This is a genomic window from Rhizobium sp. MHM7A (assembly GCF_005862215.1).
Lineage (GTDB): Bacteria > Pseudomonadota > Alphaproteobacteria > Rhizobiales > Rhizobiaceae > Rhizobium > Rhizobium bangladeshense.
In genome coordinates this window covers 530,482-551,582 of the sequence record NZ_VCHT01000001.1, presented here as the reverse complement: position 1 = coordinate 551,582, position 21,101 = coordinate 530,482, and the positions used below count along the sequence as shown (strand labels likewise).

19 protein-coding genes and 1 pseudogene are annotated in these 21,101 nt (G+C 54.1%); 12 read left to right on the top strand and 8 right to left on the bottom strand.

What is annotated here, in order from left to right; all coding sequences use genetic code 11:
* Positions 1 to 69: 69 nt before the first annotated feature.
* Positions 70 to 711 (bottom strand): hypothetical protein, encoded by a 642-nt coding sequence (locus tag FFR93_RS03300; RefSeq protein WP_138391941.1) that lies wholly within the window; start codon positions 709 to 711, stop codon positions 70 to 72.
* 463 nt (positions 712 to 1,174) lie between these two features.
* Here FFR93_RS03300 and FFR93_RS03295 point away from each other — a divergent pair, with 463 nt between their 5' ends.
* The 5 genes from FFR93_RS03295 (at position 1,175) to FFR93_RS03275 (ending at position 3,950) form a co-directional block, all read left to right on the top strand.
* Positions 1,175 to 1,645: a hypothetical protein gene (locus FFR93_RS03295; protein ID WP_138391940.1), complete on the top strand. Its 471-nt coding sequence runs from the start codon at positions 1,175 to 1,177 to the stop codon at positions 1,643 to 1,645.
* Positions 1,646 to 1,727: 82 nt separating this feature from the next.
* Positions 1,728 to 2,252: a hypothetical protein gene (locus tag FFR93_RS03290; protein WP_138391939.1), complete on the top strand. Its 525-nt coding sequence runs from the start codon at positions 1,728 to 1,730 to the stop codon at positions 2,250 to 2,252.
* A gap of 65 nt (positions 2,253 to 2,317) precedes the next feature.
* Positions 2,318 to 2,668 carry a hypothetical protein gene (locus FFR93_RS03285; protein ID WP_138391938.1) on the top strand — a complete coding sequence of 117 codons (351 nt, stop codon included), beginning with the start codon at positions 2,318 to 2,320 and terminating at the stop codon, positions 2,666 to 2,668.
* Positions 2,665 to 3,249, top strand: a complete 585-nt coding sequence (locus FFR93_RS03280) for a hypothetical protein (RefSeq protein WP_138391937.1) — start codon at positions 2,665 to 2,667, stop codon at positions 3,247 to 3,249. The genes FFR93_RS03285 and FFR93_RS03280 overlap by 4 nt, the downstream gene beginning before the upstream one ends.
* A gap of 203 nt (positions 3,250 to 3,452) precedes the next feature.
* Positions 3,453 to 3,950 carry a hypothetical protein gene (locus FFR93_RS03275; RefSeq protein ID WP_138391936.1) on the top strand — a complete coding sequence of 166 codons (498 nt, stop codon included), beginning with the start codon at positions 3,453 to 3,455 and terminating at the stop codon, positions 3,948 to 3,950.
* Positions 3,951 to 4,010: 60 nt separating this feature from the next.
* Here FFR93_RS03275 and FFR93_RS03270 read toward each other — a convergent pair whose 3' ends face one another.
* The 4 genes from FFR93_RS03270 to FFR93_RS03255 form a co-directional block, all read right to left on the bottom strand.
* Positions 4,011 to 4,607, bottom strand: coding sequence for a hypothetical protein (locus tag FFR93_RS03270; protein ID WP_138391935.1), 597 nt, complete (start codon positions 4,605 to 4,607; stop codon positions 4,011 to 4,013).
* Between the two features lie 204 nt (positions 4,608 to 4,811).
* Positions 4,812 to 5,552, bottom strand: a complete 741-nt coding sequence (locus FFR93_RS03265; protein ID WP_138391934.1) for a hypothetical protein — start codon at positions 5,550 to 5,552, stop codon at positions 4,812 to 4,814.
* Positions 5,553 to 5,678: 126 nt separating this feature from the next.
* Positions 5,679 to 6,428 (bottom strand): DUF262 domain-containing protein, encoded by a 750-nt coding sequence (locus FFR93_RS03260; RefSeq protein WP_171049051.1) that lies wholly within the window; start codon positions 6,426 to 6,428, stop codon positions 5,679 to 5,681.
* 12 nt (positions 6,429 to 6,440) lie between these two features.
* Positions 6,441 to 6,833: a hypothetical protein gene (locus FFR93_RS03255; protein WP_138391932.1), complete on the bottom strand. Its 393-nt coding sequence runs from the start codon at positions 6,831 to 6,833 to the stop codon at positions 6,441 to 6,443.
* Positions 6,834 to 7,111: 278 nt separating this feature from the next.
* Between FFR93_RS03255 and FFR93_RS03245 the strand changes: the two are divergent.
* The 5 genes and pseudogenes from FFR93_RS03245 to FFR93_RS03225 all read left to right on the top strand — a co-directional run bounded on the left by FFR93_RS03245 (position 7,112) and on the right by FFR93_RS03225 (position 11,381).
* Positions 7,112 to 8,074: pseudogene (locus tag FFR93_RS03245) on the top strand (hypothetical protein).
* Positions 8,075 to 8,127: 53 nt separating this feature from the next.
* Positions 8,128 to 8,784, top strand: coding sequence for a hypothetical protein (locus FFR93_RS03240; protein WP_138391929.1), 657 nt, complete (start codon positions 8,128 to 8,130; stop codon positions 8,782 to 8,784).
* Positions 8,785 to 8,940: 156 nt separating this feature from the next.
* Positions 8,941 to 9,969, top strand: coding sequence for an ADP-ribosylglycohydrolase family protein (locus FFR93_RS03235; RefSeq protein WP_138391928.1), 1,029 nt, complete (start codon positions 8,941 to 8,943; stop codon positions 9,967 to 9,969).
* A gap of 64 nt (positions 9,970 to 10,033) precedes the next feature.
* Entirely contained in the window at positions 10,034 to 10,639 is a 606-nt protein-coding gene (locus FFR93_RS03230; protein WP_138391927.1) for a transposase, read from the top strand.
* 382 nt (positions 10,640 to 11,021) lie between these two features.
* Complete coding sequence (locus FFR93_RS03225; protein WP_138391926.1) at positions 11,022 to 11,381, top strand: hypothetical protein; 360 nt, start codon at positions 11,022 to 11,024, stop codon at positions 11,379 to 11,381.
* A 76-nt stretch (positions 11,382 to 11,457) separates the two neighbouring features.
* Here FFR93_RS03225 and FFR93_RS03220 read toward each other — a convergent pair whose 3' ends face one another.
* Positions 11,458 to 12,090 (bottom strand): hypothetical protein, encoded by a 633-nt coding sequence (locus FFR93_RS03220; protein ID WP_138391925.1) that lies wholly within the window; start codon positions 12,088 to 12,090, stop codon positions 11,458 to 11,460.
* A 117-nt stretch (positions 12,091 to 12,207) separates the two neighbouring features.
* The gene (locus FFR93_RS03215) at positions 12,208 to 12,987 is read right to left on the bottom strand and encodes an ADP-ribosylglycohydrolase family protein (protein ID WP_138391924.1); all 780 of its coding nucleotides are present in this window, start codon (positions 12,985 to 12,987) and stop codon (positions 12,208 to 12,210) included.
* 124 nt (positions 12,988 to 13,111) lie between these two features.
* Between FFR93_RS03215 and FFR93_RS03210 the strand changes: the two genes are divergently transcribed.
* A complete protein-coding gene (locus tag FFR93_RS03210; RefSeq protein ID WP_138391923.1) occupies positions 13,112 to 13,372 on the top strand; it encodes a hypothetical protein in 261 nt (86 codons plus the stop codon).
* 145 nt (positions 13,373 to 13,517) lie between these two features.
* Here the strand turns inward: FFR93_RS03210 and FFR93_RS03205 are convergent, their stop codons facing one another.
* Positions 13,518 to 14,705, bottom strand: coding sequence for a TadE/TadG family type IV pilus assembly protein (locus FFR93_RS03205; RefSeq protein WP_171049050.1), 1,188 nt, complete (start codon positions 14,703 to 14,705; stop codon positions 13,518 to 13,520).
* A 211-nt stretch (positions 14,706 to 14,916) separates the two neighbouring features.
* Here FFR93_RS03205 and FFR93_RS03200 point away from each other — a divergent pair, with 211 nt between their 5' ends.
* Positions 14,917 to 20,877 (top strand): putative Ig domain-containing protein, encoded by a 5,961-nt coding sequence (locus FFR93_RS03200; protein WP_138391921.1) that lies wholly within the window; start codon positions 14,917 to 14,919, stop codon positions 20,875 to 20,877.
* The last annotated feature ends 224 nt before the right edge of the window (positions 20,878 to 21,101 follow it).

Genomic DNA, 21,101 nt, shown 5'->3' with positions numbered 1-21,101 from the left:
ACACGCCGCAGGTTAACAACGGATGTCGAGATTGCAAGAAGAACGTATGACCAACTTTTGTCAGGACGGTTACATGCGATATGTCGCATCTTCTTCGGCGGCATCTGGGCCTGACTCGGCCAGCCACTCCTTGCTCTGCCGTTCGTGCTCCTCGGTCCATTCAAACTCATACGGCTCGTAATCCTCGGGATCGACGGCCCCGGGAGAATTTTCGATAGTCATAGCATGGTTATAGGATGCAATTGCTCGATCCCAACGTTCCTGACTGACATGGTCAGGACGCTCTTCACCACGGTCGATCAGTTCATGTAGGGTTGGCGGAAGGGGCAGGGTATGGAGATCGAAGCCATTTCTCGCCAACGAAAGCTGGACACCTTCCCGCATCGCAATGTCGCCAGGAAAGGGATAGCCGATTTGTTTTCCTGCTTGCATATCCCTGATCTGCTCGATGATTTGCTCGACCATGGCGGCTGGAGCTTTATCGTCCGGGCGAGGAAAGCGTCCTTGAGCCGCGAGTAAATGCACCTTCGCCTCCCAAGCGAGCATGTTGAAATGCTCCGAAGCTCCAGCCCATAGCGGGATTTCACTCTGAGCGGAATTATCTGACGCAATACGCTCAAGCTGGTCGCGATTAAGATGTCGTGGCACCGCTTTGATCAGGTGAACGATGGTGTCGAGAACGACGAGGTCTGTGTGGCTTTTTATCGACATTTGGCATAGTCCAATGGGAGCATCTACATGACGTTGGCGTCATTAAATGCATGCCACCACGGGGCAGCACCGGCTTAGCCCAGCACGTTGTCGGGTGCGAACGCTAAGCGTGCCCCCACTTTCTCCGGAAGGTTCGCACCGCGCCTGATGGACTGTGTTGTCAAAGAAAACTAAAATGACACCGCCGCGAGATCGGCGGCTTAATCATTAGAAGTTAGCGCTGATGATGAAACCTCTAAACACGAAGGGCGCTTCCTCGTTTATGCCGCCCCAATCACGCAGGTTTTGAGGCCGGTTCAACCAGCCGCACACCCTTGATCACAATCTTCTCACCATGATCCGAGCGATATCTTCTTAATTTCTTGATTTCAACTTACGCCAATAAACAAGAAATCCTTCAAGCAAATAATGTTGACATTTGGAAGCGCTAACGATACCAGACTCCGATAACCTGGAGGGCAACTTGAAGAACGACTTCATCAATGACGACGCCGCTGAAATGCACTCGATCCTGCGTTCCGCGTCCTGCATCAAGCGCTATGATTCCATCAGCCATCAGCTGCTAAGCGAACTGCTGGTCGCTATCGCCACGGAAGGCGAGGTCGTCGGGGGCAACAATCGGGGCAGCGACGTGCTTTCGCCGAAATACGGGAAGATCGAAGTCAAATCGCGCATTCTCGGCACTGACGGGCCGTTCCCCAGGGTTTCGCTCAAGCCGCACAATATCGAAAAGGCCGATTGGTTCGTCGGCATTCGCTGGACCAGAGACTTCCAGTTCCACGAAGCCTGGATGCTCCCGAAGAGTGCGGCATCTACGCTCCACGCGGCCAGAAAACAGGGCTCCGGACTGGCACACATCACCTGGGAAAGCTGGAAAGCCGGGCCGGGTGCAGTGGACCTTACGTCGAGCATTAGAGCCGCCCTCTCAATTTAACGCGGGCCAATTCAGACAAAACAGTTGACACAAGGAATTTTCAAAGCACAGAATTCCTTGTGCATTAGCTTGGGAATTTCTGATGATTTTACATGTGTTCAACCGGCGCGGCATGTGCGGCGCAATTTCCGCATCTGCGCTCTTGGCGGCGATGCTCTATGCCAGAGGCACCGACATTCTGGTTGAGATCGGCTATATCGTGGCCATAGGTGGCGTGGGAGCAGGATTATTCGGCGGACTTCTCATCGCACTTGGCGACTTCTTTAACTCCAACTTTGCTGCACGCACCGGCCACGCGATCTGTAGCTTCTACACCAAACAACGGATCAGCGTCATCTGGGCTACGCGATGTGTGATCGTCGCCATTACGGCCTCAACCTGGTACTCGACCACGTTTTCGTCGCCAGAATTCTTCGCCGTCCCGTTGATGACGCCGACGCAAGCGGCCGTATTAGCAGTTGCCTCCATTATTGCGAGCATCTGTGCAACTCCGTTCTATCTCTCAAAACTGCCAGAGACCGACCGCGCAGCTATTGCGCCTATCGCCCATGTCCTTGGTTGGTTCGTGGTCAGCATTCTCTGCATTGTCTTGATGACCTCGAAGTGAGCAAACCACCGGCCGAATTCACGGAACAGAAGTCCTGAAAGCCATACCAAAATCTGGAGTATCACATGAACTACGGTCTCTATTTCCTCGGCGCTTCCGTCTTCGCGCTGGCCGGAGCCATCACCTATGCGACAGCAGTTATCCCAGATACCGTCAAGGATGCTCGCTACGTCATCGACCAAGCTCCGGTCGTGATGGATAAGGCCCAGAAAACCATCGACAGCGGCCGGGCAGCAACCGTCGAGCTGAAGGCAGCTTTGCCGACCGTTGAAAGCCTGAAAGCTGCTCTCCCGAGCAGCGAGCAGACCGAGAAGCTCGGTACTACCGCAGGCAAGTTTGGTGCGAATGCCATCAAGGGCTTTGCAGACCGCATTTCCGGTGCATCTGGCGAGAGTTCGGAAGGTAAAGCACAGTGAGTAAGCCTGGCTTCGTCGAGATCGCGCTTGTTCACACCCACTTCTTTGTGGCGAACAAGCGCATTCCTGATTACACCATCAGCAGCTACAGGAACGTCTTCGCCTCTGAAAGTGGCTCCTTCTTCTATGAAGACGGTGACAGCCAGGTAACGATCTCGCATGTGGAACCGGATACTCGGGGTCAAGAACCGGTCTACGAGCAGCATGTCCGACTGCCGGTCAGCCCGGAATATGCAGTCGAACTGGCGCTGGACGCAACACGCAAGGAATTATCGGACGCGACGGATGCAATGATCGTGGAAGCGATGACGCGCCGGTTTGCTCCTCCTGTCTTCAAGGCTTTTCTGGAAGAAAACGGCTGGAAAGATATGGAAGTAGGGCGGCATGACGGGCTCTACGTGTTCGCACACCCGGATTATCCTCCAAGACAAATCATCTACGCCTGCACCACAGACCCGGAACTCGCCAACTACGTATCCGAGGATATTCATGACATGGTCAGAAAGTATGCGGAGATCACGAAGCGGCCGGAACTTGGCGTCCGTTTGGACCTGATCAGACGGGCAACCGTTTACGGCTGAATGCTGGTTGATGGTGGGCCGGTCATCGGCAATGGCTCCAGCGCAAGGAATCTGGTTCCGACACGAGCCGATGGCTGACCTAGCCAGGTCTCGAAAGGGGTCGCAGCGAAAGTTGCGGCCCCTTTTCTTTGCGAGCTTCCGGAGATTGGCGGTTATTAGGCCAGCAAACGTTTCGGGTGATGGTCTGATGGAGCGGTCAAATATTGGAAGTCGCCACCCCAGTTTCCTGGGATCGGCATGTTCCAATGAAACCTCACCAGACCACGAAGGAAATCAACATGCCGAAAGCCAGCCACCACATCTTCAAAGCCTCTGTCACGGTGCAGAGAGGTATCCGGAATATCAAGGACAAGAACGAACTGCGGCGCATGATCTCAACCATCGCCTGTTATCCGGTCGAGCACCCGGAATCCCAGGGATACGAGGTTCTTGCCGAGCCCGCCGTCTATCCAACCGACTATGAACACACCTACGACATCGACATACCGGTGCGTATCCGCCATGCTGGCCTGTTGGTCGAAAGTGCGATTTGCCATCGTCTGATGCGTGGCTTCGAGACCGAAGAGCCGTATGGCGAAGCGGACGCTCTGTTCGACCTGATGATGGAATTGGGCGGTGGACCGCTGCCGGAAGAGATGGGGCTGGAGTTCAAGCTCATCGGTCTGGAAAAGGCACAGCCAGCGCACGCCACTGTCCAGTAACCCGATTAATGAGAGCCGCCGGTTCTATTCCTGGCGGCTCTCACAAAATGACAGAAAAGCTCACACTGCCAGTCTGGTAGAGGCCTTTTCTTCAAGTGACATCTGAACGTCTGACAGCAGCTTCATTGTGTCCGGCTTGCTGGAGCCGCCAAGCTCGCGGGCGACCCTGACGAGTTTTTCCGCAACACCAGCCATCCTCCTAGCTTCTTCTTTGCTGGAGACCTCGAACGCAGCATCTCGGTATTTTGATGCGGAAATTGCCATTGCGTCGACGACATCGCTAGTCTCAAGGCTTTTGAAGAAGTTTCGACAGAAAGCATCCGACCGGCGTTTGGTAAAGTCTCCGAAAATTCCGTTGAACTTCCTGGTCGTCTGTTTCTGGATATCCGCTGCCTTCTCATCCCTGATCTTGATGAGCTGAAGCAAGACGGAATCGAGTTCATGAGAGTCCTGATTGAACGCGGCAGCCACCCGGCGCAGGGCTGGAGCGACGTCCAGAGCCGTCAGTCCGACCATTTCATCCAGCCGGTCCGTCACGGCATTCATCTGCGCAGGAGCCGCTTCATTCCGGCCATCCTGAAACCCCATGACCGCACTGAGCTGAAGGGAGATCAAGGAAGGAAACTCGGGGTGACCAGCCTGCCTCGGCTTGAGCAATTCGTCCCTGTAGGCCTGGGCGAATTGCGAAAAGCCAGTCTCGAAGAGGTCCTTATGACCATCCGACAAGGCTTTCGAAAGGCGATAAATCGCATTATCGAGACTTTCAGTGCGGTCTATGACAGATGCTGCAGCGGTCATAATACAGCCCTCGGTGCTTGGTCCCGTTAGAATGCATCGAAACCGTGCAACAGACGAGTCATTTTACACTAGGGAGGCTTGCTGCTCGTTGAAGTCGTCGGCAACCTGCTCGACCTTTTCCAATGCGGCCAAGGTTTCGGCGCGGTCGATGTGACAGACGTTGATGGAAGCCGTTCTCAGGTAATCTGCCGCTATAATCCAATCGCTCGCTTCATCGGGAGAGGTCTCCTTGGACTTGCGGCAGAATTCAAGAGCGGCGAGGGCCATTGCGTGGGACAGATCGGCATCGGGTACGGCATGGAGATAGTTGCACCCCAGTTCGCGGAGGTGGCGAGCTTTCTTCTTCCTCGAAAACCAAGAGAACAGGCCACGCTTCCTGAGCCGCGCAGTTTCTACAGCGGCGTCTCTCATGATCATCAACTGGCGAAGGACTGCCTCCATGATTTCGGCGCTGTCCAGCCCGTAGAAGGAAAGCTCATGAAGTGACGCCGAGGCCTGCGACATCGTACTGACAGCGGTCTCGTCCACGTCCCGCATGAGGTATTTCAGTCGATTGTCGTCCTCATCATGATCAAGATGGTCGATATAGCCAGCCGCATAGGCTTCCTTAAGTTCAACGATGCTGGGAACTTGCCGGGCAACGACACCCACATCCGCGATCTCGCGACGCATCTCTTCGAATAGCGCTGCATGGATAAGCGTAAAGGAAACCGAGCCTTCTGCGAAAGCGGCACCTGCCAGATAGGCATTCTCGACCGCACGTGAACGTTTCCCATCCCACCCGAAAAGAACATCATCGAACATGCGCGGCCCTCCATTCACTCTTCGATGGTGAACGAAAGACCCATGGGCGGCAATCAGAAGAAGAGACACCGGGTGACGCTGCAGACATGGTGCTGCAAGACGTCGCCAACGACAACCAATCGCGGCTCAAAGGGCCAGCGTATTCGGTTCATCCATCGAGCCGATCCATTCCACAGCTCGCGTGTAGTCATCCTTCGAAATGGGCTGACCAGCTTTCGCGATAACCAGGAAAGCCTCAAGCGCTTCGGCCGTGGTCGCCTGGGCGATCTCAGTCACAACGGTGCGCTTGGACTGGAACCAATGAGGCACCTCGTCCAGCATCCAGTTCATGTATTCGTCACCGACGCCTTTTTCTGCCATACGCTGGAAGAGGGTGCGGCTCGACTGCAGGGTCATGACGCCATAGGAGAGTGCTTCGCCCAACGGCATCCGGTTCCGTCCCCAGGCGTCGGCCGTCGGAACGAAATGGATACGCTTCTCATCCGCATCGATGACGAGCGTTTCACCCGACAAGAAGACGGCCACTTCCTGCTGGGAGTAGGGATGACGGGGATTTGCGGGGGCCTCATCGACGCGTGCCGCCCACACCAGCGTAGAAAGCCGGTTTTGGCCATCCAGGATGACGGTCTTGGTCTCGACCCCATGTTCGACAGGGCCAATACGACCCTTGGAAGGCGGCGTTGCGCCAGAGCGCTCGTCCGGCGTCCAGAGAAGGAAGGTTCCGACGGGGAAACCCTTCTGGATCGAGATCATGAAGTCTTCGACATCTTTCTTCTCCCATACGAAAGGACGTTGGAAGGCGGCGATACCAAAATTGCCGAGAGCGGCGTTCTTTATGTAATGGCCGAGAAATTCGTGATGCTCGTTGATCTTCAAGGAAATGTCCTGTTAGCCGCTCATTTCTGCAGCACGACGCTGCGCTGGAGCGTATTTCGGCTGCTGTATCGCGATCAATATATGAGACGAAAGAAATTCTTTCAAGGAATCGTCCATTTCGCCGATGATCATCCCGTTCTTGCCGTCGAGATGGTAAACAGTTGTCTCCACCTTGTCCCAGTTCATCGAAATCCTGTCGCTGAAATGATCGACCTTGAAGCGGAAATGGAATGTCGGGGCAGGGGGGAGGCGATGCCGCATCTGACTGATGGGCTTTTGCTGAATCGTCACAATTACAAGCTGGGAAATTTTGCCATTGAAGGAGCGCGCATTTCCCGGATCGCAGAGCAGCCGATAATCCGGGCTTTCGGCGTAGTCGATTACCTTAGACGCAAGTTTCGCCATTTCGTCATCGTCGAGACGAAAAGTTTTCATGAGAAGCACCCCCTGTGTTGCGGCGCTTTTTCCCAAATCAGGCGGGGCGTGTCAATGTGATTTTCGGTCACATCCGGAGTGAATTTTTGTGGGTATATATTTGGCAGCCAGTTAATTCGGAAGCCTCAACGCTCGCTCACGAAAGGCGTGAAAAATTCCTTGTTTGAGCGCTCTGCGCTATCAATTCCTTTTGGACAGAAGCAACAAAATCCGCTACAAAACTGGCTAAGAAAAATCGAGACCTGACCATGATTAATTTCGCTGAAGTTCGAGAACGCGCAGGATACAAAATCAGCAGCACCAAAAAGGACGTCGTCGTCACTTCAGCCGCGCTCAAAGAAGAACGAGAGGCTCATCAATCTCCAAATCCTGCGCATTACTTTGATGGCTTCGACGTAGCGCGCGCGACGAAACAGCTCCAGGAGCGTTTGGGCGCGGTCGTCGAAGACTTCCCCAGTGCCAAGGACGATACAGTCCTTTCGTTTCTTCTCGATAGTCGCGGGGGAATGAGGGGATGGCCGCTCGTGGCGTTCGCGGGCGTTACCGGCTGGCTTACGAAGGAGCTTGACGCGCTCGGGATCAAGCACGAAATCCTCAGCCACACCACGAATGAGTGGAAGGCTTCCCCGGAGCATGCAGCGCGTATTCGCGATGAAAGATAAGCGACGGGAACTCACGCCTCACCTGGACGCGTAGGCAGCCTTTTACATGTCATCTGGAAAGAAGTAGACGGCACTGCACCAGACATCGCATTGCAATTCCTCAGCCTGGGTCACACCGGCATCCTGAAGGACAACGTCGACGGCGAGGCAGTCGAATGGGCATATAGCAGGATCGCAGCACGCTCGGAGCCCAATAAACTCCTGTTCACGGTGAAAAGCGGCGGTCTCGATCCTATCAGCCAGGCGACCGAACTCTACAACGGCTCCGACATCAGCCTTCTTCACCGGCACCTGCTCAATACGGTAAACGCCATCAAGGCTGAAGGCGATGTGCAGCTCTCTGCGGTGATTTTGGACAGATACGGCTCGACCACCCTGTTCAACGACCGTGGTGGCGTTAGCGACGACGTTGTGACTGCTGCGTATGATGGCATTTACTCAAGCGCCACTCATGATTGGGACGAGATGACAGATGCGCTTATCGACGCGATCTCCAACTCAATGCGTCGTTCGCTGGAGTTGAAAACCACTAGAACTCCTTCCATGTAACGTTGACGCTGCAGAGAGATTTCCTTTAAAGTCCACTCGACAAGGAGTCTCTCATGGGCATTAAAATTCACAGGGCAACCGGCTATGGAATGCCCTGGAAAACCTTTAAGAAGGTCGCTAAGTTTTCGTCCGAGGCGGATGCCAAAGGTGATTTCTACGAAGTGTTCCGGCAAAAGTTCGACGCCCTGACCAAAGAAGACCTGTTCATGACGAAGGAGGAGCGAAAGCTTCGCCCCGAGCATTCTCCCTATGCGCTGGAGCCACACCTTCTGGCTGAAAGCCTCACGATGGGCGGGCGCTATACCCCCGAATTCGGCCGGGCTGAGGACTTGTACCAGCTGGTCATGAACCCGGACTACATCACTGACATCATCTTCTTCCCGAACATGATGTATGCCAATTCGTGGTATCGCTCCGACAACACCGTCGACTACATGTTTGAATGCTTCGGCAAAGATGCTGATGTCCACGAGTCTCCGGACTTTACCAAATACATTCGGCACGGCGTCTACCCCTACAATAAATTCCTGGTCGACAAAGACGGTCAGCCTCTGTCGTATGACGATTACTGCATGGACTACCAGAACCCGGAGAGTGGCATCCGTGGTGCCGTCCCTCATGAAATCCGCTGGTATCTGACGAAATTCGGATTCCTCGACGAGGCTGGCGTCAATGAATTGCGTCCCGTTATCGCGCAGTGGTGGTGCTAACAGCCATCCAGAGTTGCTGGAGAAACCGTCTCCTAAACCGTGAACCAACTGATTTCGTCCCACCAGAATTGAGATTCTGGGACAGAGGCAGAAATTGCTTCCGCCACTGGATATCCGCGCCCATAATCGAGCCTATGGTTTCAGCGGAGATTTTTCATGCTCGGTGCTTTTGCAGGTGATTTTGTCGGTTCCAGGTTCGAATTCTTTCCGATCAAGTCCCGCGACTTCGAAATGGTCTCAGAAAGCTGCAGGCCAACAGACGACACGATCCTGACAATTGCCGTCGGAGACGCCTTGGTGACCGGCCGTGACATGGGCGAAACGCTGCGCATGTTCGCGCAATCATTCCCGACCTCCTACGGTATGCATTTCCGCGAATGGTTCAATGGACGCCTTGGCAGTTACGAGCCCTACGGTTCATGGGGCAATGGTGCGGCCATGCGCGTATCCACGACTGCCTGGCTCGCGACTTCGTTTGCGGAATGTATGGAATTGGCGGAGAAGTCAGCGGCGATCACGCATAATCATCCAGAAGGCATCCGGGGCGCGAGAGCCGTCGCAGCAGCGATCTATGCAGGCCTCTCCGGCTGGCACCGGGACGATATCAAGCCATTCATCGAGCGCGCTTTCGGCTACGATCTGTCCCGCAATCTTGACGACGTCATGCTCGAATCCAGGTTTGAGTTGAAATCCGAAATCTCAGTCCCGAAAGCGCTGATGTGTGCTTTCCATGCCGAAACCGTAGAAGATGCGATCCGCAACGCCGTCTATCTTGGCGGAGACTGCGACACCGAGGGTGCGATTGCCGGTTCTATCGCGGAAACCTGGTCGAATGTGCCGGAAGATGTCATGGAGGCATTCTGGACGCATATACCCGGGCCGCTTCGAAAAAGAATTCAGGATATTCAGGATAAAATGGCTGCGACAGTTCGCTCACCACTGACGCGTGAAGAGGCAGATGCTGTTGTCGCCTGGGACCCACAGGTGGTCGAGGACTGGAATGCTGCGCTGAAGGCTGCCGAGGAAGAGGCCAATGCCGACGAAATCTCGGCGCGCAAAGGCGAAATCGATAGGCTAAATGCTGAGAGTGATCGGCTCGACGGAATTATTCGTCATAAAAAACTCCCGCAACAACCTACCGGCATTGTTGCGCAGGTAAAACTCCTACTGTCCCGTTTCAGGTGAGCCCTTATAATTCCTTCATGATCCCCTAAATAGGTCGAACGGATTTCCTTTTTGGAAGAAGTTCATGCTGGAAAAATTCAGTCGTCTCGACGACAAGCAATGGGATGTCATTGTCAAAGCCTTGAAAGCGGCTGGGGGAAATTTATCCCGCAACACGCGCGATCACGTTGATGGCATCCTGTTTCTGATGCAGCACGACCTGCCATGGCGTGATCTCGACCCGGCATTCGGGAAGTGGAATTCAGTCTATGTTCGCTTCACTCGCTGGACCGAAAAGGGTGTGCTGGATCAACTGGTAATAGCTTTCCAGAAACTCGGTCTGACCGAACGGTGGAATACGGAATGGGTCGAGTATTCTCGATCCCAGGGCGCAAAAGCCGCCCCGACCCGGCGTGAGATCATTGCCAAGAACGTTGTCGAGGGGAGTTTAGCCCCTCTGAAGGATGTAATTTCAGCCGTGGAGACGCACAACTTCAGCAAGCCGAAGACGACCAAGTACAAATCGACAACCGCTTCAGCTAGCGAGGAAGCGTCGAACCCTGAACAAAAGACTGCATCATCGGCGAAGTCCGCCCACGCCAAGCGTCAGGCCCGCAAACAAAACAGGACCCTGACCGCCATCAGGGAACGGCGCGAGCGGCGACGTCAGTTCGGCTTGCGGCACCTGTAAGGGGAGGTCATCCGTGACCGTAGTGCAACCGGGCACCAGCCTCGCAACCGCAGAACCGGCCACAGTCCATCCCGCTGTCAAAGCAGCGTAAACAGTTCACGGACCGCTCTTCGGCGGCCTGTTGACGATCTTTCAAAGCCTTGTCTATCAATCTAGACATTATACGCATGCTTCGGGTCATTTGCTCGTCCGCTTCCTCAGCCATCATGGCCTCCGTCCACCAGCGACAATGTCGCCGGAAAAAGTCGAGTACAGCAAGTCTGTACTAGATAATGTAATCAGGAACGAGATTGTCTCAGTTGCGAGGCTATTTCATTATCTTATGGTTACCTGCACCCTAACATTCGGCCCGAGGCCCGACAGAACCGAGGCATTCAATTCAATGGAACTCTACATCGGACGTGATTTCAGCAGGCTTGCGCATACCCGCTACCGAAAGGATGGGGTGGAGAGCGGCGAATCGTTTCGAGAGGAACGGGTGGTTCCGGCCCTTGAACAGGCCATCTCTGCCGGTCGCACACTTACGGTCGTCATCGACGTCTCATGCTCTGGCTCTTTCCTGCATGAGGTCTTCGCAAAACTGCCTAATCACGGCTTCAGCCGCCTTCAGGTCAGCCAGCACCTGGTGATGACCGCCAACGAGGCCTATCTCGAACCCTATTCGATCCTGGCTCTTCGTTATCTTCGCGAGGGATATGAGCCGTCTCTCCAGGACAGCACCTCTCCGATGCCGGTCCAATAGCGCAAAAAGGGCTTCCGAAATGGAAGCCCCTTATCGTTTGCACTACCGCTGTACTTATCAGTCTTCCTCTTTCGGCTCAGGCCGTGTGCTGCTCGATCATCTTGACCAGCGCATTCAATTCGAGGTTCGACAACTGTGACCCAAACCGAGCACGGATCGACAAAAGCCCTTCCAGGGTCTCGGTTCGGATGCGTTCTGCTTCTTCCTCGAAGCGCTTTTGTTCCGCCCGCCGTTCCGCCCGATATTTTTCCATCTGCTCTTGGTCCCGAGCGGCTTGCTCCTTCTCTTCGCGCACATGGTTCGCAAGCTCGTCCAGCGTCGGGATCACCGAGTAACCACCCCACCGGACCGTATCTCTGAATTCAATGATCTTATGCGCGGCCTGCTCCAGCGTATACAGCCGCTCCGCCAGTGGATGGAAACGGAAGCCCCAGATTACGACGTCTCCGTAACGACCCTCGTAATCTTTCCCGAGCCGCTCGATCTTGAAGTGCTGCTTGCCGACCCCCAAAGGCATCGAGAGATTGGCGACATGCGCCTCATCGATAAATACCTCGTAACGAGCACGCTCATCGGGATGCGGGATCGGATTGCCGTCCTTGTCATTCCTGAAGCTGTAATCGCGAACCTTGAATGGGATTTCCTGAAACCGAACGGTGCGACCGTCGACGACGTGACTCTCGGCTTTGAATTGCTTCGGCTTTTTCATAAAGAATTCCTTCTGTCGGAGCAGATTGGCGCAACTCAGAAAAAATGTCAACAATTACGAAAAATAATGCCGCCAGCTTTTGACCGGCGGCATCGATTAGACATTCGGGACCGACGGTTATGCCCGTGCGGCAACCCTTGCATTGAACTGGTTGAGGATCGCCTTCAGGTCCGGCGTCAGTGTCGGCACACACCTGTCTACAATTTCGGCCGGGACCCCGAACCGAGCTTCAGCAATCGAACCTGCAATCGCAGCTTGGGTATCACTGTCGTTCCCGAGCGAGACCGCATTGCGGACTGCGTCTTCGAAGGAAATCGCTTCCAGCGCGCAGGTGATGGCCTCAGGAACGCTGTCCTGGCAGGAAACGGCAAAACGTGGGTAGTTCGCCCGGATTTCGTCCACGGATCGGTCGAGGCTATAGCCGGTGAGGCGAACGATTTCCCTGCGGATATCGGCGAACGACACCCCGTCGAGAGCGAGCTTTACCGCAGCTGCGGCAGCAACCGCACCCTGGATGCCTTCAGGGGAGTTGTGAGAGGGCAGGGCGCTCTGCCGGGCGATCTCGATCACTTTATCCAGAGAACCTGCAAGCCAGGCAATGGCACTGACCCGCATTGCCGAGCCGTTGCCCCAGGAGTTGCCCTGAACGCGATTGTCGTCCAGCAGCCACTTCTTGAACATGCCGCCGAACCCGCCTTCGATATGCCGACGGCCATATTCGACGTAACACTCTTCGAATGATCGACCATTGAGCACGGCGTCAGCGACGGCAATGGTCATGACGGTATCGTCAGAGAACCGGCTTCGGTCAGAGAACAGCTCGAAGTCTTTCGTCAACACGAAATCCTTGAACTCAAAAGGCCTTCCAATAACGTCCCCACAAATGGCACCGATCATTCCGTCTCTCCTTGCTGTTACCCACAAGATAGAGTCCTGGAAGGGCTCTACTACTGGTAAGTTTGATTGTCCGATGAAATCCGGTAAATCGTCATGCGAATCGTAACAGGGGAACGCTACCGTTATGGATCAGGAAAAGGCCGCCCAGGTCCAGAGACTGACACAGTTGATCGTCAAACTGCATCGCTCCCAGGCAAAGGAGCTTTCAACCGGAAAATTCTGCAAGGGCCTCAAGGCAATCTACCTTGGCACAAGCATCGAAGAGTTTGAGCAGCACCTGAAAGATTGCGACCGGGCGCTCCAGTCAATCCAGTCCCTCCATCAGGAACGGCAGGCACTGCTGCGTTCATTTATCGACACGAGAAAGCGGACCACCGTCGATTAGAACTTCACGGTCCCGGACTGCAGCAAGGTTTCAGCCACGAAGTCTTTGAAGCCATGTCGAAACTGGCTCCGCAGCTTGAGATCAAGCTTCGCCAGGACGATTGCGCGGACAGACGGCAACTTTTGGATTTTGGGTGTCGAGCGGATTACTGGGTGAGTCTTGGGGCATCTCCAGCCGCATCAGCAGCGATGGATTCAAACGCCTTCAGAAGCTCGTCTGCATCCTTGGCGTCAAAGTACGTCTCCGCACTGGAAGCGCAAGCGCTCAACAATTCCTTGCCGCCCTTTGGCGCATTGAAGGCAATCGAGTAGATTGTGATGCCGAGGGTCTTGGCAGCCGCGCAATGCTGCAGGGTCTTCTTATCCGCGCTGTTCGAGTTGTTCTCGCCGTCTGTCATGAAGACCAGGTATTTCTTGGGCAGCACGACACCATTTTTCAATGTGTGGGTGGTGACCTCCGACAAGGTACCGAGCGCCCGGTATGCTGTCTTGAACGCGTCGGCTGAATTGGTGCCGCCGACTGCTTCGAGATTATCAATATTGGACCGCGAGTTGTCGACGCCCCACGCCAGGGCGGAGTTGGACTCCTGCACATCGGAATAGGCCACGGACCCAAAGCGCATGTACATCTTCTTGGGGTCCGCTTTTTCGAACTTGTCGAACATGGCGTTCGTCGCATTCTTGAGGGCCTCGATCTGTGTGTAGTAGCAGGGGCTTTTCTGCTGGCTGTAAAGCGCGGTAGCGGTCGAGTTGAGCCAATAGTACGTGCATCTGCCCTGGTGTTTCACCTGACTCGTACTCGCCAGCATGGAGCCGGACTTATCTAGCACGAAATACATCGAGAAGGCGTTTTTTAATCCGGAAACGCTCACGCTCGTGGCCGCGACACCGACGGGTTTGTCGGTGACACCAAGAACTTTACTCAGACCACTGTTCTTGTGTATCGCCGTAGCACCAACGTCGACCGTCCACTCTGTGGAGCCATTGAGACTTTGCTTCGACGTGATGGCTATGTCGCTCTCGTAGGTTTGGTATCCCATATTGTGCATGTGCGTCGAAAGGAATTGCGACGCCAGTTGTTCCGCTTCCTGCTTCGAGACTTTTCCTGTACCAAGGGCTGCGGACGCTGCGAGAGATGCAGCATCCGCAGCCGCCTGGAATCCGGTCTTTGTATGAAGCATGGAAGCGACGTCAATAGCGACCCCGCCAGCACCGATCAAAACGGGTGCAAGCAACGCCGACATGATGCCGAAATTTCCGTGTTCGTCTTTCGCCAACTTTCTAAAAACGCGCTCAAATACCTTCACGTCGCCCAACCGCCAGAAAAAAATCATATGTTGACACATATGGTGCAGAACTTACCAAATCCTTTAAATGAAGGATTTACTGGGCGTTTCCTTCCCGAACGTAATGAGCCAGGCTGTATCCCTTTTCCTTGTGTCAAACAAATCTGGAGATTTCCGTGTAGGGAATTAAACATGACGATCCCTCACTTTCAGTTTCGCTGATGTTCCCGGTGTTTTGACGGGTCATGCCTCAAAATAATTGTATTACGATAGTATCTATTTCGCCCACCGGCTGCTTGCTGGCCTGTCTCACGGATCATATGATTTTGACCAAGATAGCTCCTTTAAGATTTCTACAATGTTCAGGAAGTTTCTGACGGTTGCATTCGCGACCCTGTTTTGTGTGAATGCAGCTGCAGCAGATTTCAGCGGCAACCAATATTGGTTCCGCTATAAGGCAGACTATGCGACTTCCGAAGAAAATGCGGAGCACAATAAAGATATCCGGGCGTTCTATGTTGGAGCAGTCGGAGTAGACTTCTCTGAGAAACTCCCAATGAAATCTGAATGGGAACACGATACCTGGGTGCTATCGAAAGGTCGGCTTCCAAACGGTATTAACTTCAACAGCAGCACTCTGGCGTTCGAAGGAACACCTTCTGATAACGCGACCGACGTCGAAGTGGAGTTGACGGGATACAGTGCTAACGGAGACAAAATCGCGTCGGCCGTTGCCTCGTTTGATATACTCAATCTGCCCAACTCTACAACAAAACTTGATCTCTATGCCCATACCGGCACCTATTTCTTCAAGCAATTTGCCGCTCCCTCAGGCGTGGTCATCGACCACTGGAAGCAGTTTTACGCTGCTCCCAAGGGAATAAATATTATCGGGCGCAATTTCGATGGCACTCCGACGGAGGCGACGAACGCTCGCTATTTAATCGAAGGTTTCGATTATTTAGGAAATCCTTTGATCGCATACTATGGCAACTTCATCGTTGAAGATGCGCCGTCATTCCCCTTTATCGCGGATAAAGTTTGGGCAGTCGATAAATATGTCTGGCTTCAGGAAACGGACATTAAAGTCGGCAAACTCAATTACGCTTTGAAAACTGATGCAGACGTGCGGTATTACGTAGACGTCAAAGATGATGGACCGCTCCCCGGATCGCTGCAGGTCACCTCAAATCCCTATGACCGACACATCAAAGGCGTGGTACCCGATAATTGGGACCAGCAAACAATCCGTTACCGCGCCATCGACATTGACGGGAAGGGGGCCACCTCCAATTGGTTCAAGATTGGCACCGCAGGTCCGGTTCCTGTCTGTGGGCCCTACAATGGCGATCCGCCGCCAGCGGACATCATTGGCTGGGTTGATACTCCTCTCAGCTACTTCATTCCGACGAAAGGACAGGGAAAGAAACAGTATGTCGTTACTGCCGGAACGCTGCCCGATGGTGTTACCCTTGATCAGAACACGGGTTACTTCATTGGTACGCCGACGGCAGCTGGAAAGCTGTCCGACGTCATGGTCGAGGTCCACACGATCAATGGGGAGCATGACGATCAGATAACCTGCGGCCCATATTCCTTCAGCATCAACCCTCCGATGGCGCAAGCGGTCGGCTTGACCTATTCGCTCGCACAGGCCGACATCCGTGTGGGCGAAGCATTCAACGGCAGGCTCGTTACGACTGGCAAACTCGTTGATCCCTGGAAAGTTGAAATTGACGATCAGGGCAAGCTTCCACCGGGCATTTCATTTGATCCCGCAACGCTTTCACTGACTGGATCGTCTCTCGTTGCCGGTATCCATCAGCCAAGCTTCACGCTCACGAACGGAGACGGACAGATTGCCCGCAGGACAGTAACAATTGGCATCCATGATCCTTTGTCTCTTGCCTCCGTACCGTCACCTCTTTCGATCAGGCAGTACGATCTGGTTGATAATCTGTACCAAGCCGCTTTCCCGACAGAGCCTGTCACCCCTGTCATCGGCAATCCTCATTTCGAGATCATTGGCGGGCCGCTCCCCGACGGCACTAATGGGCAAGGTCTTCAGATCGATCCGTCACGCGGCATCATCTCTGGGGGCACAACGCTTCCTCCAGAGAACGGTCCTTATGGGCCCTTCCAGATCAAGCTGACCGACGATCACCAAGGGTCTGTCGTAAGCAATCCGTTTTATATCGATGTCCTTCCACGTGATGCGATGGAGTCCCTTTCGACGAACGATTTGACGCTCGTCGTGAACTACGACAACAAGGATCAGCAGCCTTTCTCGGTCAAACAACCGCCGCTCGCCCAAGGTCTTCCTGTTGCATATGCGTTAAGCGGTCCACAATTGCCAGCCGGTCTAGTGTTCGATGCCGCAACCGGGTCCGTTTCCGGAAAGCCCGTCGAAAAGTCCGAAACCGCTGGATACCGCGTTCAGGCTAGCGACACTGCAGGAGGCGCTGCGACCTCTGATGAGTTCAGCATCACGGTTGTTGACCCTCCGTTGCCCGCAGCCGCTGATCTGGCCCCGATCACCGTTAATGTCGGCAGGGATGTTGCGTCTCCCTCCATTCAGTTCAATGAGATCACTCTGGTCGGTGGCGTTGATGCCGTCGTCTACGATGACTATGAACCGAAGATCGATGGGCTTACGTTCTCGCAAGGCATTTTGTCGGGGCAGCCGCTTGAAGAATTCTCCGGGACAGTTCTGTTGCGCTTCCGCGATGGCGCGGGACGAGCTGGTGCAGCCAAGCTCCCTCTCACGGTACTGCCGTATCCAGCGCTAACGACCGACCAATCAACCTATAACGTTCCACGGCTTGCCGATGCAAAACAATTCGGACCCAAAGTCGTCGCGAACAACGGCTTTTACGGAGGCATTACCTGGAGTCTCTCGACAAAGTCTGGCCGGTTGCCGACAGGCATGAAGGTCAATCCTGACACCGGCGTCATCCAGGGCTCGACGACCGACGCAAAGGGAGTCTTCAAAAACATAGTTATTCAAGCTCGTGACAAAGTGACTGGCCTGGAGATCGATGGACCGCCCTTTGTTCTGAACATTGTTGACCGTGTCCCTATGACGCTTACGGCTTCATCGAATACCCTGACCTATCTCCTGGAGGAAAACACTCTCAACAGTGCCGGAAAAACTCCAGCGAATTTCTCTCTGAGCGTCGGAGGCTCTGTCGCCGGTAAAGTGACTTATACTCTGTCGTCACCACCTCCGGGCGTCACAATTAACACTGCCACCGGCCAACTCGCGGGAGTTCCGAACACACTAGGAGACTGGCCAGTAATTGTTATCGCGTCTGATAGCGAGGGGATGACCTCGAATGCCCTACAGCTCAAGATTAAAGCGACTTACAACGGAAGCCCGAAAGTCACTCCAGCAAGCCAGACATTCTTGGTTCGCCAGGGAGAGACATTCAAAACTGCTCCTCTTCGAGTCACCAATTCCGTGGGCTATCCGACCTATACCAGCGTCAGCGTTCCAGCTTCTCTTTCGTTGAATTCATCCACGGGTCTCCTGCAAGGAAAACTGGAAACCCCCGACCTCTATGAGTGGGTGGTCGGCGCTACAGATACAGATGGACGGCTCTCTGTTCCACCTGCGCAATTTAGCGCGACCGTTATTCCTCCGTTGGCACTTTCGCTATCCACCACCAGTTACACAGCTACCCAATATTCTGCCGATGATCCGATCAAAATCCACTTTGAACGGGCGGACAATGCCATCGGGGAAGTGACCTATGCAATCAATGGCACCCTTCCTGGGAAGCCCTACTATCGGATTGGTTCCGCGTTTGTGCACTACACCGATGCGGGCTCGGAGGTTGTGCAGTCGGCCGCCGATTTGCCCGATGACGCTCTCGTTTTCGATTCAGAGTCGATGACTTTGACCGGAGTCCCATCTAAGTCTGGGACCTTCGGCAATCTCTACCTTTTTGCAAGTGACGATCATCAGCTTCAATACCTTGAAGACGATCCAACGCGGGAATCGTTCAATACCGCGATGGCCGGACCGTTCAGCATCAATGTGGCTTCAACTCCGCTGAGTATCGCGTCCAGTCAGAATCCAAAGGGTATCGTCGTGCCTGATGGCAATGCGGATGTTGTTCTGAGCGCTGTCGGGGACGCCTATGGAAAAGGTGTGACCTGGACTGCCGGAGCAAGCACGCTTCCGTCTGGCATTACCTATAAGATCGAAGACGGAGAGGTGCGTTTCTCTGGATACTGGACAAACATCGGCACCTATTCGATCCAGTTCACGGCTACTGACACGCTTGGCCGCACCGCTTCCATTAATCAAACATTCAAGGTTCTGTTCGCTACCGATCCAATTGTCTTGAATGTGGCCGATATCGTTACCAAGGTCGGCTATGCTGTAAAAATGGAATTGCCGTTTGCAACAGCATCTTTGAGCACTTCCAACACGTTTGGAAAGCTTACATTTAGCTCGCCTGATATTGGTCAGCATGCTGGTCTGACGCTCAACCCAACGACCGGCGCAGTCACAGGACAACTGTCCGCCACTCAGGCGTTCACGATCAATCTACGTGTTTCAGATGAGACCAATCGCATAACATCGAAGCCCGTTAACATCTCGGTAATCCCGAACCTGAGACTAGTGTTGCCAACCCAGATCAGCCTGGCTCAAGCCGAAGCCGCCAATGTTGCGACTGACACAAGTTACAATATCGGTAAGGTCACATATCGAAAGGGCTTGGGAACCTGGCCTGCTGGTCTCGACGTAAACAGCACGACCGGAAAAATTGTCGGCAGCGCGGCAGCGCCTACCGGCACCTACGCCGGTCTAACAGTTGTCGGTCGTGACGAGGCAGGTGACGAGCAATCCTCAAACCTTTTCGCCATCAACATCACAAAAAAGCTGACGACGCCGTCTATAGCCAACATCGCAAATCGGACGGTAACGGTTGACACAGTTATGACGGACATCGCGCCGTCGGTCACAAATGGCGCGTCGGGTGATGTCTATGGTCTCGTTGGGGCACTCCCAGCCGGACTGAACTTCAACAGCGCCACAGGAAGGATTTCAGGCACTCCGACAGAGACCGGCATCTTCAAACTGGTCATGCGCATTCGAGACATTAACGGGGACGGCAACCAGACGGCCGAATTCAGAATCAATGTTGTGCCGAAGGACGCCATGGCATTTACGTCACCCGTACCAGGCAGTTCCTATAGTCTTCAAACTGGGGTCGCTACGGAGCCTTTGCCGCTTTCGGTAAAGAATGCCGTCGGTAACGTAACCTACAGCATTGCTTCGAACTCCGTTCCGGTCACGCTCGACACGGCAAACAAAACCCTTAAGATCGGCCCATCGACAACGGCCGTGACGAACGGTGTCGTCCAGGTCGTTGCGACAGACGAGCTTAACCGTCAATCAATCTTGTCGGTCGGCGTGACCGTAGCGAAATTCGAAGTCGTTACTCCTGGGGAGATCACTGTCGAGGTCGGCACGTCCTATTCGGCGACGCCCGTCACCATAAAGGGCGCTTCCGGGGCCGTTACGGTCGCAATGTCGGGACTGCCATCGGGACTAAGCGTCAATGGTGATACCGGAGTTGTTTCGGGAACGCCGACGGCGGCGCAAGGTGCGAACCAGGTGACTGTTACAGCGACAGACCAAAAAACTGGCGCTACAGCAACCGGATCGTTCACGATCTTTATTCGAGATTCTGCCGGTTCACGGTATCGGTTCTGGAGAATGTCCGTGACGACGCTGAATACCGGACTGACCATCCGCACCAACGCCCAACTGTTCAGCTACTTCGGCAATGCGCCTGCAACTCCCACCATAACGAACGTAGGTGACACCTATATCAGTGATCCGGCGGGGTTCGCCAGCGGAGGCGGGTACAATGCACTCATCACGCTTTGTAAATCCGCTGCGTGCAATCAATCGGTTGCGGGCTCCACCTTTGCCTGGCAAATGGATTTTGGCCCAGCTGGAGCAAACCTTGCAGCCTTCAATGTCTGGGAATCTGGCGGTGGGTGGATGAATGATGGCCAACGTCTTATGGCCCCTCAGGTCGCAGGCCTCACTACCTATACGGCACTTCCTAACGTGAAAATGGAGCGTTCCAACGACGGTCAAAATTGGGAACGGGTCTTAGTGACGGGGAGAGATTGGTACGCTGAATGCGTGGGTAGCGGTTACTGTTATCGCAACACTCTTTATCGTCTTTATTACTAATCGCAACCGAAAGCCCGGGCGAAATCAAAGACCTGCTCGGGCTTATGGTTGCGAACCGCAAAAGCGGTGGCTATCTACTCGACGTATCGGATTAATTCCTTTGTGGAGGCCATTGCCGAAGATTTTGACCCTGTCACGGCCGAACCTCAAACTGCGTAGGACAGATTGGCCGATATGTATTCCTCTTACGCTAGACCAAGAAAGACCATGAAGCCGCTGGTGTT

What these genes read in the sequence shown, in the direction of transcription:
- FFR93_RS03205 (WP_171049050.1), bottom strand. Translation starts at nt 14,705, where the DNA reads ATGATTTTTTTCTGGCGGTTGGGCGACGTGAAGGTATTTGAGCGCGTT.
- FFR93_RS03240 (WP_138391929.1), top strand. Translation starts at nt 8,128, where the DNA reads ATGGGCATTAAAATTCACAGGGCAACCGGCTATGGAATGCCCTGGAAA.
- FFR93_RS03230 (WP_138391927.1), top strand. Translation starts at nt 10,034, where the DNA reads ATGCTGGAAAAATTCAGTCGTCTCGACGACAAGCAATGGGATGTCATT.
- FFR93_RS03285 (WP_138391938.1), top strand. Translation starts at nt 2,318, where the DNA reads ATGAACTACGGTCTCTATTTCCTCGGCGCTTCCGTCTTCGCGCTGGCC.
- FFR93_RS03225 (WP_138391926.1), top strand. Translation starts at nt 11,022, where the DNA reads ATGGAACTCTACATCGGACGTGATTTCAGCAGGCTTGCGCATACCCGC.
- FFR93_RS03215 (WP_138391924.1), bottom strand. Translation starts at nt 12,987, where the DNA reads ATGATCGGTGCCATTTGTGGGGACGTTATTGGAAGGCCTTTTGAGTTC.
- FFR93_RS03265 (WP_138391934.1), bottom strand. Translation starts at nt 5,552, where the DNA reads ATGTTCGATGATGTTCTTTTCGGGTGGGATGGGAAACGTTCACGTGCG.
- FFR93_RS03290 (WP_138391939.1), top strand. Translation starts at nt 1,728, where the DNA reads ATGATTTTACATGTGTTCAACCGGCGCGGCATGTGCGGCGCAATTTCC.
- FFR93_RS03300 (WP_138391941.1), bottom strand. Translation starts at nt 711, where the DNA reads ATGTCGATAAAAAGCCACACAGACCTCGTCGTTCTCGACACCATCGTT.
- FFR93_RS03235 (WP_138391928.1), top strand. Translation starts at nt 8,941, where the DNA reads ATGCTCGGTGCTTTTGCAGGTGATTTTGTCGGTTCCAGGTTCGAATTC.
- FFR93_RS03220 (WP_138391925.1), bottom strand. Translation starts at nt 12,090, where the DNA reads ATGAAAAAGCCGAAGCAATTCAAAGCCGAGAGTCACGTCGTCGACGGT.
- FFR93_RS03255 (WP_138391932.1), bottom strand. Translation starts at nt 6,833, where the DNA reads ATGGCGAAACTTGCGTCTAAGGTAATCGACTACGCCGAAAGCCCGGAT.
- FFR93_RS03210 (WP_138391923.1), top strand. Translation starts at nt 13,112, where the DNA reads ATGGATCAGGAAAAGGCCGCCCAGGTCCAGAGACTGACACAGTTGATC.